This is a genomic window from Pantoea cypripedii (assembly GCF_002095535.1).
Taxonomy (GTDB): domain Bacteria; phylum Pseudomonadota; class Gammaproteobacteria; order Enterobacterales; family Enterobacteriaceae; genus Pantoea; species Pantoea cypripedii.
Window position 1 is genome coordinate 2678711 of sequence record NZ_MLJI01000001.1, and the last position, 13992, is coordinate 2692702.

Consider the following 13992-nt stretch of genomic DNA (forward strand, 5'->3'; position numbering starts at 1 on the left):
AAATCCCTTGTAGTTAGCTATGAGGATCGAGCAGCCAGACGCCTTCATCACCGATGGTCAGCGTCTGTTCACGTGCGCCATGCTGGCTGTGAATGGAGAAAGTGTAATGACCCGGTGCGAGCTGCAATGCGGCGAAGCCATTGGCAGCCGGTACCAGCGCCTGTTGCTTACCATTCACCTGCACCTGTTCACCCGGTTGTAACCTGATATACACCTGCGCGACCGGTGCAGGCGGCGGTGCCGGTTGGGCTTCACGTGGTGCCGTTGGTGGTTCTGCCGGGGTAGCTGGTTGTTGCCGAGCCGCAGGTGCCGCACTGGCCGTGGCGACCGGAGGAGATTCCGGCTGTGACTGAGCCTGCACATCATCATCACCTCCTCCCGCCACCAGCAGGCCAACACACAAGCCCAGCACCACACCTGCCGCCACCAATCCCGGTAGCGCGAAACGATGACGCAGCAAGGCTTTAACCGGCGAAAGAGGCACTGCTTCTTCCTCTACTTCCTCAACCGGTACCAGCATGGTCCCTGGCCCACTGACATTGGCGGTGAGCGGGGTCTCTGCGGTGTTTTCCGGCAATGCCATCAGTTCCGCGAAGGCATCGATACTTTGCGGACGATCTTCCGCTTTCAGCGCCAGAGCCGCATCGACAGCGTTGAGCAGCGCCGGGGAGAAGCCTGCCGGACGACGCTGCGCCAGCGGCTGGTAGTTATCTTCGATGCTGCGCACCACGCTTACCGGCGGTGGCGCGCCAGTGATCAGCGTATGCAGCACTGCGCCCAGCGCATAGATATCTGTCCAGGCCCCCTGCTCGCTTTCATCGTTGTCGCTGTACTGCTCAATCGGCGCATAACCTGGACGCAGCATAGTTTCGCTTTCGTCAGACAGGTTACTGATGGTCTTACGTGCCGAACCGAAATCCAGCAGTACCGGTTCGCCGTTACTCTGGATCTGGATGTTATCCAGCGAAATATCACGGTGCAGATAACCCGCATCATGAATGGTTTTAATCGCCCCCAGCAGCGGCGGCAGCCGACGGCGGATCCACGCCTCATCAATCTGCTGTGGATTACGCGCACGCACGATGGAGAGCGTAGTACCGCTGTAAAACACCGTGCCCATATAGGCCGTGTCGTTTTGGACCCAGAAGCGCAACACATGCAGCAGGTTGGGATGGTTGAAACGCGCCAGCAACCTGGCTTCCTGGATAAAACTGTTCAACCCCGCCGCGAACGTTTTGCTAAAGCGTTCGCTGCGCAGCACCAGATTCAGCCCCTCGCTGCGCACCGCCAGCGAGGCAGGCATAAATTCTTTAATCGCGATGTCGCGTTCCAGCTGATGATCCCAGGCGCGATAGACAATGCCAAAGCCGCCACCGCCGATGACTTCCTTAATTTCAAACTCATTGAATCGGTAACCCAGCGGCAAGGCGTTGGGTACATTGAGGTGATTATCGTGTTCCGACATAGACGAAAACTCTCTGATAACGAACGGCTTTAGACATCAAACTGGCAAACAAACTCGCCCAGCTCACAGCGCACCTGTACCCGGCGATAACGTTCATCACGGGCATGGGCGCTGAGCAACATCTGGCTCATTTGCGGCAACAGGGTATTGGTGAGAATGGCATCGACCATGCGGCCACCGGATTCCACTTCGGTGCAACGCTGCACGATCTGGCTGACGACCGAGTCCTCAATAACCGCCTCAATGCCGTGGTTCTCAGCCAGGCGACGCACAATGCGCGTTAGCTGCAAGCGAACGATCTCCGCCAGCATCGCATCACTCAGCGGGTAATAAGGCACCACCAGCAGGCGTCCCAGCAATGCCGGAGGGAAAACCTCCAGCAACGGTTTGCGCAGGGCGGTACTCAGCGTGTCAGGTTCGGGCAACAGCTCTGGATCGGCACAGAGTGCGCTGATCAGCTGCGTACCGACATTGGAGGTCAGAATGATGATGGTGTTACGAAAATCGATATGGCGTCCTTCGCCATCTTCCATCCAGCCTTTATCGAACACCTGGAAAAATAATTCATGCACGTCGGGATGGGCTTTCTCGATTTCATCCAGCAGCACCACGCTGTAAGGACGGCGGCGCACCGCTTCGGTCAACACGCCACCTTCGCCATAGCCGACGTACCCCGGAGGTGCCCCCTTTAGGGTAGAGACGGTATGCGCTTCCTGGAATTCGCTCATATTGATGGTGATGACGTTCTGTTCGCCGCCATACAGTGATTCCGCCAGCGCCAGGGCGGTTTCCGTTTTCCCTACTCCGGACGGACCGCACAACATAAACACGCCTACCGGCTTATTCGGGTTATCCAGCCGTGCACGTGCGGTGCGTACCCGTCTGGCAATCAGATCCAGACCATGACGCTGACCAATCACTCGCTGATTCAGGGTGTCGGCAAGATTGAGCACCGCATCGATTTCGTTCTTCACCATGCGGCCCAGCGGAATGCCAGTCCAGTCGGAGACCACGGCGGCAACCACACTGGCATCCACTGCTGCAAACAGCAGCGGTTCTTCCCCCTGGAGCGCACGCAGCTGTTGCTGAGTGGCGTCCAGTTCACTGCGCAGCGTGGTTTCCCCCTCGCTGACACAGCGGGCACGCAAGGCGATCAATTGATTAACCAGTTCCCGTTCCTGCTGCCAGCGGGCCGTAAGCGCATCGCGGGTGGCAGATAGCTCAGCATACAGCAGCGCAATTTCCTGCTGACGCTCGGGCGCACCCAGCCCGACTTTTGCCTCGCGCTCGGCGATTTCCGCTTCGATATCGAGCGCCGCCAGCCGGTGAAGGCAATCCTCCAGCGCGGCGGGCTGCGCCCCCTGGCTGACCGCCACACGCGCGCAGGCGGTATCCAGCAGTGCGACAGCTTTATCCGGCAACTGGCGTGCCGGGATATAGCGATGGGACAGCTTAACCGCCGCGCTCACCGCCTCATCCAGCAACAGCACCTGATGATGTTTCTCCAGCGCACTCACGGTACTGCGCAGCATCTGGATGGCTTTCGCCTCATCCGGCTCCTGTACCTGCACCGTCTGGAAACGGCGGGTCAGCGCCGGGTCCTTCTCAATATATTTTTTGTATTCGGCCCAGGTGGTAGCACCGATGGTTCGCAGTTGTCCGCGTGCCAGCGCCGGTTTCAGCAGGTTTGCTGCGTCGCCGGTGCCCTGCTGACCGCCCGCACCGACCAGCGTATGGATCTCATCCACAAACAATACGATCGGCGTCGGGCTGGATTGTACCTCGTTGATCAGCGCCTGGAGCCGCGCCTCAAACTCGCCTTTCATCCCGGCACCGGCCTGTAGCATGCCAATGTCCAGTAGCCATAGCTGCACATCACGCAGCGGCGCAGGCACGTCACCTGCCGCAATACGCAACGCCAGCCCCTCAACCACGGCTGTTTTCCCGACACCCGCTTCACCGGTCAGCAGCGGATTGTTCTGGCGGCGACGCATCAGGATATCCACCATCTGGCGGATCTCTTCATCACGCCCCGTCACCGGATCGATCGCGCCACTGCGCGCCCGGGCGGTGAGGTCCTGCGCGTACTGCGCCAGGGTGCTGGTACTGGCCGCCGCAGGTGCGGAGACATCTGGCTGCGTCAGTGCCTGCTGCACTTCCTTACTGTTGCTGAGTAAGGTGTCAAACTGCTCCAGCAGCACGTCGGCATTAATTCGCGCAAACTGCGATGAAATGCCTTTCAGCACGCTGGCGAGGTTGAAGGTTTTCAGCATGCCGATCAGCAGATGCCCGCCACGGATGCGTGTTGCACCGTATTTTAGCGAGGCGTAAACCCAGGCGCGTTCTACCGCACTGTCGATGTGTTCGGCAAGATCGGAGACGGCACTGGCACCGCGCGGCAGGCGATCCAGCGCCGCCACGATATCCCGCGTCAGCGCGTTTTCATCCAGTGAAAAGTGGCTGATTATCTGCTGTAAATCCCCCTCCTGCTGCTGCATCAGCTGGTGCAGCCAGTGCACCAGTTCAACATAGGGATTGCCGCGCAGCTTGCAAAAGGCGGTGGCGCTTTCCAGCGAGGAAAATAACAGCGTGTCCAGTTTACCGAATAACACGGCTCGGCTGATTTCAGACATATCGGGTCCTGTAATATGAAGAAGCTGGCTATGTGGCAGGGAAAAGGGGTTGGGCTAGAGCGAAGCGGCCTCAACCTCAAAAACGAAATCTTCGCGATCGACAGGCTGGTCGGGCTGTCCCAGCCAGCTGGTATAACCCAGCCGGGCATTGCCACCTAAGGTCACGCCGCTGACATCTTCAGCCGCAAGAATCAGGCTGAGATCCCATTGCATTTCGATGCCGAGATAGTGGCGCACCCAGTCGCGCACCTCACATGCCCCTTTCCCGTCGGGCAGGAAATGCGCATATTGCTCAGCGCTAAGCGGGCCAAAACGCAGGCGGAAGCGATGCTGAACATCACGCACCGCGACCCCAAGAAAGGCGGACTCTCCCAGACGGGGCATTTGCCTTCCGGCACCGAGGCGGGCCTGGTCGCGATGATCCAGCGTCAGCCATTGCGGTACGTTTTGCTCCATCGCCACTGGCACACCAAAATAGAGGCGCAGAATGCGTTCTAAACCTTCAGCATCGTGTCCGTGGCGGCTGAGATGGCCCACCAGCATCAGTCGGGCATGCAGGCTGAGCGAACTGGCCTGCTGCTGCGCCGGAAAACCAATGCCCGCCAGACACGCCAGATAATCCTGAAAGCGTTTATCATCGCCGCGATCCAGCGAGGCGGTCGGCTGTGCATCAGCCCAGGCGCGATAAAACAGCAGAGTGGCGCGATGGTGGAACAGGTCAGCAAAAGCTGAAAGGCTGTGGTCCTGATGGTGACTGATGCGCTCGCGCACGTATTCAGTCAGATGCGTCGGGAGCGGACCATTCGGGCCAAACAGGCCAAAACTGTAGATCGAGACATCATGACGGCCATCCTCTTCGCGCTCGCTGACTTTAGCCAGCGTCGCCGGGGCAAACGCCAGTGAGGGCGTCTGGCCGAGACGGACGGCTTCGAACTTCGGCAGTGGCGCACGCCCCAGGCTATAACGCTGACCACTTTGCGCATTCAGCCTGCGCAACAGCTGGAAAAGATCGTAGCGCCAGGGCGCAGCCATCACCGCCTGCCAGAAATCATCAGGCAGACGGCTGGCGCGCTGCAGCGGAATAACCTGTGCGACATCACTCATAGCAGTGCCTTCTGGCCCATACGTGGCGGCCAGTAACCGATTTCGCCCCGCTGCTGGCTGCTCAGAGTTAATTCGGTAAAGCTGTTGAGCGCCACCAGCCGCGAGAAGACACGCTCCAGCACGCTGCCAAACAACCATGGGCTGGCACCGGAGAACACCTGCTCATCCACCTCCAGCGCGATACTCACGCCGCGCGCAAACACCACCGGACCCGGTTCAGGGACACGACGATGCACTGCCTTCAGCTGGCAATGGCGGATACCTTCAATCTGGCGGGCTACCGGTGCTTCAGCCAGATTCGCGTACAGGCTGAGTAACTGACGCAATGCAGCAGCCCCTTCGCCGTCAGCGCTGTCCATCAGGCTGAGGTAATTCATTTGCAGATGGCTAATCAGCCGCCAGGAGGATAACCCTTCAGCCAGCGCCGGACGCGGCGGTGTTGGCCCTTTGCATAGCGTCAGCTGGCTTACCGGGATGGAGTCCGGCATGACAAAGTTGCCCTGCTCCTGTTGCAGCAACATCAGCGGTAAATCACGGCTGGTGCACATCACTTCAGCGGAGAAGAAACGCATGTCATCCCGCCACGGCGAATGATGTTCATCAACCAGTGAGAGAAAAACTTCAGAACCGATATAGCCGGTGCGGGTGCCGTAACGTTGTGCATGTTCCGAGAGGGTGCGTTGTTCGCGGCGCAGAGAAAAATACGCGCCATAGTCACCGCTATCCGGGCTAAAAGTGCTCCAGAACGGGCGGAAAACCTGTTCCTCGCGTTGCCCGTCTACCGTGGCAAACAGCCGCTGCACCGAGTACACCTCGTAATCCAGCGGGCGGATATTGTCCACCACCAGATGATATTCATGCTGACTGTCGCTGACCTTCAGGCGCTCAGCCGTTTTGGGAAACAGGTTAATCACCGGTGTGCAGTGCAGCGCCAGATGGCTGCAATCCACCACACTTTCCAGACCAGCGTCGGCCTTATCGAGCAATATGATGATGTCGAATGCCTGCGCTTTGTCACAGCCTGACAGAAACGACGCCAGCTGGTGCAGGCTGATAAACTGGAAACGTGCCGGGAAGGCAAAATATTCCTGCAACAGCCGATAGCCATCGAAATTGCGCAAATCATCCGGCAACAATGCCTGCTCCGGCGCAAAGCCTTGCTGTTGCAGCGCGCTGTCCGCCAACACCAGGCGCTGCGGTTGGGCCTCCACCGATTGCAGCAGGATGCCAACCCGATGCTGCATCAGCAGTTCCAGTAACTTCAGTGCCTGAATATCCGGACCACTGAGATACAGCATCAAATCATCGAGTTTCAGCTGGCTGAGAGAGGAAACACCCTCGCACTCAATACGCACCCGTAACGCGCTGCTGGCACCGCGCCCGCTGAGTTTCAGTTCACCCAACGGGATATCACCAGGGACGCCACCCAGTGACACCTCACTGATGCGTAAGGGATGGAGCATCACGTCATGTGCCGTGGTGTAGCTGCAGGTGACGCCGGATTTTTTCAGGCTCTGGCTTTCCATCATGGTGCCGCGTGGCACCAGAAAGCCGTTGCTGATATCCCCTTTGCGGCTGTCCGGCGTTAACTGCGCTATCGCCATCGAAGGTGTGGGTGCCAGATAACCCGGTGCAATCATTTCCAGCAACCGCTGCGAGAAGCGTGGGAACTCCGCATCCATTTTCAGCTGCACGCGGGAGGTGAGAAACGCGAACCCCTCCATCAACCGTTCTACATAAGGATCAGCGACATCAATGCCGCGCATCCCCAATCGCCCCGCCACTTTGGGGTAATGGGCAGCAAACTCCGCTCCCATCTCGCGCAGATAGGCAAGTTCACGGTTGTAGTAGTCGAGCAGTTTACTGTCCATGATTACCCCGCATCCTGTAGTTCGAAATGACCGCTTTCAAGATCCACCTCGGTACGGAACAGGAACTCCAGCGGATAAGGTACGCACCACAGGCGACCTTTGATCTCCAGTGACAACACGTTGTGCAGATCGAGGGAAGTCAGGTCGCTGACGCAGCGCACCTGCAACCCCTGCGGCAGGATACGGGGTTCAAAATGCAGGATGGCATCGGTCATTTTGCGCTGAACATCCTGCCATTCGATATCGGACATATTTTGCCCCGCCAACGGTGCGACACCAAAATTCCATACCGAGCGCTGCACATGGGAAAAGCAGTCGAGATCCTGCTGCGCTTCGTTGTTGATGGTGTTAAACAGCCACTGCAAATCACGCAGCACATGGCGACGCAAGGTACTGTGGCTGATCAGGATACTGTTGCCAGGCTCCGTGCGTTTGTCGGGGGCATCATCGGTTAGACGATCCAGCAGCGATGATTGCAACTTGTCACGCGAAGTGAGGGTGTCGCGATTTTTACGCGCACGATAGCCGCCATGCAGCTGGGCATAGCCGTCCTGTTGCGCAGGATAATCACGGCTCATAAGACGACTCGACGAGATCGAACGTGAGATGTTGCAACGCCAGCAGCGGATATTCAGCGCTGTCGCTCAGCCAGACTTTCTGACCATGCCCCATAAACTGGCTGTCGTCATTGCCCAGCGGTTGCCATTCGGTGACGCTGCTACGCAGCCAGCGCTCTTCAGGCGTTGCCGTGAGAGGATAACGTACCGGAATCTGACAGACCTGCTCGCTGCCATCCACCAGTTGTACCCGAGTGTGACGCCATATCAGATCCGTCACGCTGGTCGGTGCCTGAAACTGCATTTCACGAATGGCGGCAAACGGAAGCCAGTAATAACGCCCGTTAACCAGCGCCTCGCACACCGGGCCAAAGCGGCTGTCGCCATCCATCAGCCAGGGGAAATCCCTCTGCTGGTCCTGCTGTTCCAGCGAACCCGGATTCGCGGCGGCGTTTTCCAGCGCCTGCTGACGCAGTTCGGTGCCATGTGCAACATCCCCGGCAATGTCAGCCTGCAACGCGGCCAGCAAGGTTTCACACCACATCCAGGCACTGCCCGGCAGATGTGGCTGAGCTTCACCCTGCAATACTGCGGCGCGCTGTTGTTCACCGGCAATCGCCTGTTGCAGCAGCGTGACCGTCGGTTGCGCCTGCGGGGTCAATGCCAGCCAGGATTGCAACTGGGTTTGCGCTCGCGTCCAGTTGCCAGCCAGACACAGCAGTTGCACAAAAGTAGCGCGCAAATCGGCATCAGCCGGATTCGCCTGGATCTGCGCCGTAATGCTGGCAAGATTTTCCGCCAGTGATGCGGTAGCCAGACGCTGTTGTAACCTGTCCATGCATGCTCCTTTGCGTTAGTTAACGGTGCGATAAACGGCAGCAGCCGGATCCTTCAGTTCCGGGTGCAATTGTTCCACCAGCAGGATTTTCAGCGGTGATGCATTGGTCAGCCACGGCGACCAGACTTTGCGTACTTCCTGCAGCCGGGCGCGTAATGCGCTTTCATCCGCAGCATCGCTGGCTGGCATTTGTACCACCACCTGATCAGGTGCCTGCCAGCCGTTAAACTGCGGGCTAAACGGCAATACCAGCCAGCTTTCTGGTGATTTCTCGTTACTCAGTACCATGCGCTCACGGTTGACCGTGGTAATGGTCAGTTCACGGGGTGAGGGTTTGCTATTCAGCCCGGTAACCGGGAATCCCTGCAGGAAGGTGACTTCCACCGATTTTGCTGCGCCATTCCCCATCTGCGTCAGGGTGCTGTGACCACTCAGCCAGCCATCCTGAGCGCAGACCAGCCCCTGTTTCGACGGGACAAAAATCGCGCTGGACTGTGCCGGTTGCGTCCACCAGGTACGGAAATGGCACCCATCCAGCAGACTAAATTGCTGCCAGGGGGTGGTATCTGCAGGGGGAGAATTGAGCACCGGTGCCGCCGGTGCTGGGGCAGCGACGGGTGGCGGTGGCGTGGTGACGGGCTGCCAGTTCTTCGTCTGCTCGGCACTGCCCTCTGCCAGCGCGTTACCTTGCTCATCTTCCAGCTGCCAATGCAGCTGTTGCAGCGACTTACACTGAGAAGCCATCAGCCCCGCCACTCGCGGCAGGAATCCATCCAGGACCGCTGCATTTTTTTCACCTTTGGTGACGATGCGCAGATCCACACTCTTCTGGCACCAGCTTGCCAGCTGGTTATCTTTTACGTCATCAATCCAGACATCCAGTTTCTGTGCCGGGGACTGAACAATGCGATAGTTCTCTGCAAAAGCGTGTGTGCTCAGCAGCAACGCAGCCAGACCCAGTAATCCATATTTCATGTTGGCGTTCTCAATCGCGAAGAGGGAAAAACTGCGCCGCGTCTGACAGCGAGTGCAGTAAGGTGGTGTCCTGAGGTGAACCAACCCAGACAGCCAGCGCACTGAAATTATCCTGCTGACCGTTTTCCGGTTGGTCGTTTCTGATGATTTGTTGCATCAGCGTCAGCCACTCCTGTGGCGTATTGACCATATGCAACGATTGCTGCATCTGCTCCAGCGTGACGCCGTGCCAGAATCCATCGGTGCACAGCAGAAAGGCGTCACCATCTTCAATCTCCACCACATCGCTATAGCTGGCATCACGCTGTTCATCCCCCATACCAAGGGCAAAATACAGCAGGTTGGCATTGATGCCTTCCGTCTGATGGCCAGCATCTTTCATTTGCTGGACCAGGCTGTGATCGGTCGTGACGTGATACAGATAACCGCGCCGAAATAAATAAAGACGGCTATCTCCGGCATGCGCCCAATAGGCCAGCTCGTAATCACGATCGATAAACAGGCTGACCAGCGTCGTGCCCATGCGACTGTGTTCGGTGCTGGCTTTCTGCTGCTGACGGATCGCGTGATTGGCGTGGTTAACATAATTGCGGATGGACTGTGCATTCAGGTGGCTATCACCGTTGAAAGCATCCATCAGACTGCTGCGGGCGATGGTGGCCGCCACCTCTCCACCGGGGAAACCCGCTACGCCGTCACAAACGACAAAGCAGGCTGAACGTTCACCGATGATTTCACCGGTCTGATCCTGATTGCTGGCGCGGTCGCCCTGATTCGACGTGGAAGCAATAGTGATATTCATGCGTCATCCGTGTGGGTTTGTGAGTCTTTGTACTGATTAACTTCCATGTCATAGGCGTGCAGAAAGGCTTCACCGAACAGGGTGTGGAAGTCGTCTTCGATTTCTCCGGCTGTTTCGCCGTAGCGCTCAACAAAATGTTCCCACAGTGCCGCCTTGCGACTGCCGGGCAGCCCCAGACGCGATACCGATCCCGCCTGACGCGCCTCTTCTTCCAGCTGATCCGGGTTAAAGGATTGCAGCATCGACGCGATAATGGCGCGGATACCGGCGATCATTCCTAACTGATGCGCCTGCAAATCGATCAGTGCATCACGCACCGCCTGACGGGGCGGCATAAAGCCGGGCATGCGGCTGCCAAACATCTGCATCAGCACGGTTTTACCCGAGGGCAGCAATTTGAAGGGGTTGTTGGCATCGTCGAGAATCACCGTCATATCCGCTTTGACGCCACGCTTCAGAATCGAACGTGATGAGAGCAGCGCCACCGTTCCCTGGGAAAACATGCTGAGCATCTGACCAAACTGGCGCATTTGTTCACGATCGAATTGCGGCGTGGGCTGTAAATCCTGCAAACCCATACCTTCCAGCAAGGCATCCAGCAATTCGCCTTTTAATGCGTCGCCACTGCTCTGGGCTGAAGCACCGTTCTGGCTGCTGGAGGCCACCGGGTCAATACGCAGTCGACCTTTCGGTATCGGTGATGGCGTGCGTTGCACCGCCTGCGGGGTCGGCAAGGTGATGCCGCCGTATTCAACCTGGCTCACCGGGCTGGCTTCGGCTGCTTCCACTGCCTCCTCAATTAAAGGCACGGGCTCGGCAGCGGGTTTTGTTTCGGTGTCGTCAAACAGCGGTGAACTGCTCAGATCGGCCAGTGTGACATCTGAGGTTTCTTCCTCAGGTTCGGGAGGAATGATGCTGGCAGATTGCGCTGGCTGTGGCTCCGGCGGTGCCAGTGGAACAGCACCGCCCATCATCAGGCCGAGCGGATCGTCATGAATACGGGGATCGGGAGCACTCTGGCTGCCAAACAGGCTGAGCGGGTCCAGTTCCGCAGGTTTTGCTTCTGGCGGAGCTGCCGCAACGATACTCTTCTGCCCTGCCAGTGCGCTCGGCGTCGCATCGTCGAAAATACTGTCCTGGGCGAACAGGGCGTCACCGGCATCAAACAGGCTGTTATTTTTAGGCTGCTGACCAATATCCAGCGGGGCATCATTAATCAGCCCCGCCAGCGGATCTTCCGGGTTACGATCGTGCGATGCGGGGGCCGTCAACGGATTCACGTCTGGCGCTGCGGGTGCCACTTTGTTTGGCTTCGAGAGATCATCGGAGATGGAGAACTCCTTCGCCAGGCTATCCCAGATTTCACTCGGGATCGCAGCGGTACTGCTACCCGCTGCTGCGGGTGGCTCATCGGCAATCACAACAGGTTTGGCCACCGGCTGGGATGGGGCCTTCGGCGGCTGAGCTGGTTGCTGTGCGTTAATATCATTAACCAGCAGCTGATAGTCATCAATGCCGAGAATATCGCCGTCCTGTAATTCCACCTGCCGCCCACGTTCCAGCGGAATATCGTTCAGCATCACGCGCGTGACGTTGCCGCGATTCGTCAGGCGACATTCACCGTCAGCGGTAATATGGACAATGGCCTGTAAACGGGAGATGGTACGGTCGTCATCGGGTAACACCAGGTTGTTATCAACACCGCGACCAATGGTGCCACCAGGTGGTAAGAAGTCAAAAAGGGCTTGCGGCGGCTGATGGCCGGGTTTAGTCGTTATTATCGTAAAGCGCATAACGGATTCCTGCGGTTAGCTGTTCGGCATCTATATTGCGCACCTCTCGGCGGAAAGGGGCGGGATATAGGGAGCTGATATTTTCTGAGTCCTGGAGATTTAATTTATGAAGATGGAATGTTTTGAGGCAGATTCAATCAGTTATAAGGTATGGTTTTAAGTTGTTCGACACGCTCCATATCGATGCGGGAGATGCATGTATTATTAAGGGTATCGTGAACAATGGTTCCTTTCTCGGCGAGAAAGGATTCAAGATTACATTGACCATCACGATAGATAAGCCATCCACGCTGGGACTTCGTGAGAATATCGAGGTAATTATTCAGGTCGACAGGTGAAGATTTGTATTCATCGCCTATTCTTTTTTTCGCCGCAAGATATTCCGTATTTAATATTTTTTCTGAAGTGATTTTTTCTTCTTTACGGCAGGCATAGTTTTCACTATCACTTACCGCATGGCTACATACATCCTGAGCATTGGCATAACATTGATACAGAGCCAGTAAAGATGCTATTACTACGCTTTTATTCATGAGCCCCTCTCTCCTTTTGAGGAAATCTACTCGACAACAGGCATGTTAAATCTACAAGTCACTTACACGCATGAATAAAAACCACCATAAAAGTAAAAAATAAAGCCGTAATAAAATAAATCACCCTATACAAATGCAACAACCCTTTCATCCAACCTATTTTATAACTGGGTTGTTTTTGAACAAACTCATACGCTTCCCTCCTGACAAATTCATTACGCGAAAATCGTATTTTCTCACCGCGATACAAACGCATAAAAAAAGCAAGCTTCTGATAATTAGCATAGAAACCCATATGACTAGCAACTTTGGTGGTAAGATCTAACTGCAGCCCTGCTTGTTCATACTCATCTAAAAAATCATCATATTTGTTTTTATTTCTCTTAAAAACAAAGTTCGCATATATATGCAAAAGCCCAATCAAAAAGAACAAAAATACGCTTCCGTACATAAAAAAATTACACATATTAACCTGACTCATCCTTGATAATTCAAAAATACAAAAATCTCCAGATCAAAGCGACCACAACGAACAACCCGGCCATACAGAAAGCGAACATATTTATTCGATGAAGTTTAATGATCCAGCCAATCCTATCCTCCGGGAGCTCCTGAACAAACTGATATGTTTCAGCACTTACCACCTCATTTTTCTTGTAATACCACTTCTTCCCATAGTAGAGACGGGCAAAATACATGATTTTAAACTCATTAAAGAAACATCCAAAATGAGTGGAGATACTGGTTATTATATCTAATTGCAAGCCTTCACTACCAAAATCCTTTAATAAAGAATCATAGATTCTGGCATTACTTTTGAATAGAAAAACCCCATACAGATGAATACTGAAAGTCAGAAGTAATAAAAAAAATTGTAAGCAAAGTAGGAAATCATAAAAAGCATCGTATTTATCCACGACAGTACCTACCTCACCACCGTTGAGCTACTTCAGAAAAGAATTGGATATAAAACTTAAAGCAACAGCAAGAAACAGCACCGTAAAACTGGCAACATTTAACTTATGCAAACTCAATACCCAGGAAATTCTGCTCAGCGGCTGGCTTTTAACAAACAAGTTAGCTTCTTCACTCACGGGTTTATTTCTATCCAGATAAATTTTCTTTCCGTGATAAACATCAACAAAATAAGCTATTTTATGTGCATTAAACATTGGACCAAGAAAATATGCAAAATTCGTGATGATATCCAACTGCATACCGCGCTGTCTGAAGTCGATTAATAAAGATTCGTACTTACTTTGATTTTTTTTGAAAACAAAATAAGCGACCACCTGCGAAGCGAAAGCAATAAAATATAACACCAGAGATAAATATAGGAAAAAATCAGCCAATGTCATAATAACTCCTCCACCAACGTATTCAACATACCTTTTAAGATAAAAAGAGTGTGACTTTTGGGG

The 13992-nt window shown here is 55.0% G+C and carries 12 protein-coding genes; all 12 read right to left on the reverse strand.

The features are described from left to right. Positions 1 to 13: 13 nt before the first annotated feature. Positions 14 to 1465 (reverse strand): serine/threonine protein kinase, encoded by a 1452-nt coding sequence (locus HA50_RS12400; RefSeq protein ID WP_084875850.1) that lies wholly within the window; start codon positions 1463 to 1465, stop codon positions 14 to 16. A gap of 29 nt (positions 1466 to 1494) precedes the next feature. Beyond that, complete coding sequence (tssH, locus tag HA50_RS12405) at positions 1495 to 4098, reverse strand: type VI secretion system ATPase TssH (RefSeq protein WP_084875853.1); 2604 nt, start codon at positions 4096 to 4098, stop codon at positions 1495 to 1497. Between the two features lie 54 nt (positions 4099 to 4152). After that, a complete protein-coding gene (tssG, locus tag HA50_RS12410; protein WP_084875856.1) occupies positions 4153 to 5202 on the reverse strand; it encodes a type VI secretion system baseplate subunit TssG in 1050 nt (349 codons plus the stop codon). After that, the gene (gene tssF, locus HA50_RS12415) at positions 5199 to 7073 is read right to left on the reverse strand and encodes a type VI secretion system baseplate subunit TssF (protein WP_084875859.1); all 1875 of its coding nucleotides are present in this window, start codon (positions 7071 to 7073) and stop codon (positions 5199 to 5201) included. The genes tssG and tssF overlap by 4 nt, the downstream gene beginning before the upstream one ends. 2 nt (positions 7074 to 7075) lie before the next feature. After that, complete coding sequence (tssE, locus tag HA50_RS12420; RefSeq protein ID WP_084875861.1) at positions 7076 to 7651, reverse strand: type VI secretion system baseplate subunit TssE; 576 nt, start codon at positions 7649 to 7651, stop codon at positions 7076 to 7078. Beyond that, the gene (locus tag HA50_RS12425; protein WP_084875862.1) at positions 7641 to 8468 is read right to left on the reverse strand and encodes a type VI secretion system accessory protein TagJ; all 828 of its coding nucleotides are present in this window, start codon (positions 8466 to 8468) and stop codon (positions 7641 to 7643) included. The genes tssE and HA50_RS12425 overlap by 11 nt, the downstream gene beginning before the upstream one ends. 15 nt (positions 8469 to 8483) lie before the next feature. Continuing rightward, positions 8484 to 9443, reverse strand: a complete 960-nt coding sequence (locus HA50_RS12430; RefSeq protein WP_084875864.1) for a hypothetical protein — start codon at positions 9441 to 9443, stop codon at positions 8484 to 8486. Positions 9444 to 9453: 10 nt separating this feature from the next. After that, positions 9454 to 10245: a PP2C family protein-serine/threonine phosphatase gene (locus HA50_RS12435; protein ID WP_084875866.1), complete on the reverse strand. Its 792-nt coding sequence runs from the start codon at positions 10243 to 10245 to the stop codon at positions 9454 to 9456. Then, positions 10242 to 12038 (reverse strand): type VI secretion system-associated FHA domain protein TagH, encoded by a 1797-nt coding sequence (gene tagH / locus HA50_RS12440; RefSeq protein ID WP_084875868.1) that lies wholly within the window; start codon positions 12036 to 12038, stop codon positions 10242 to 10244. The genes HA50_RS12435 and tagH overlap by 4 nt, the downstream gene beginning before the upstream one ends. A 137-nt stretch (positions 12039 to 12175) precedes the next feature. After that, positions 12176 to 12571: a lysozyme inhibitor LprI family protein gene (locus tag HA50_RS12445; RefSeq protein ID WP_084875870.1), complete on the reverse strand. Its 396-nt coding sequence runs from the start codon at positions 12569 to 12571 to the stop codon at positions 12176 to 12178. Positions 12572 to 12629: 58 nt separating this feature from the next. After that, positions 12630 to 13004 (reverse strand): hypothetical protein, encoded by a 375-nt coding sequence (locus HA50_RS12450; protein ID WP_139810929.1) that lies wholly within the window; start codon positions 13002 to 13004, stop codon positions 12630 to 12632. A 511-nt stretch (positions 13005 to 13515) separates the two neighbouring features. Beyond that, the gene (locus tag HA50_RS12460) at positions 13516 to 13929 is read right to left on the reverse strand and encodes a hypothetical protein (protein ID WP_084875876.1); all 414 of its coding nucleotides are present in this window, start codon (positions 13927 to 13929) and stop codon (positions 13516 to 13518) included. Positions 13930 to 13992: the final 63 nt, after the last annotated feature.